Raw genomic sequence first — 518 nt, forward strand, 5'->3', positions numbered from 1 at the left:
GATCATGGGGGGCATGCCCCCCATGATCTGATTGCCCGATCCGCCGATAGGCCTCGACCGGGGTTCTCCCGGCGAGGCCCGAGTGCGGACGCTGAGTGTTGTAGTAAGTGATCCACCTTGCAAGGCCAGCCTTCAGTTCGGAGCCGGTCTCGAAGGCGTGGAGATAGACGCACTCGTACTTCAGGGAGCGCCAGAGGCGCTCGATGAAGACATTGTCCATCCAGCGCCCGCGGCCGTCCATGCTGATGCGGACCTCAGCTTCGAGCAGCACGCTGGTGAAGGCCAGCGAAGTAAACTGGCTGCCCTGGTCGGTGTTGAAGATCTCAGGTCTCCCGAACCGGGCCAGTGCTTCCTCCAGCGCCGCAACGCAGAAGCCGGCATCCATCGTGTTCGACAGCCGCCAGGCCAGCACCTTGCGGGTTGCCCAGTCCATGATCGCCACCAGGTAGAGGAAGCCGCGGCGCATCGGGAGTGGAGTAGGAAGCGCATAAGCGCTTCCCCTCCCCGAACCGTACGTG

At 63.5% G+C, this 518-nt stretch carries 1 protein-coding gene; it reads right to left on the reverse strand.

All coding sequences use genetic code 11. From position 1 onward, the window contains the following. The coding region (locus tag AX703_RS08190; RefSeq protein ID WP_156451975.1) for an IS3 family transposase at window positions 1–518 on the reverse strand (518 nt) is incomplete at both ends.

This window comes from Novosphingobium sp. CCH12-A3, assembly GCF_001556015.1.
In the GTDB taxonomy this organism is placed as follows: domain Bacteria; phylum Pseudomonadota; class Alphaproteobacteria; order Sphingomonadales; family Sphingomonadaceae; genus Novosphingobium; species Novosphingobium subterraneum.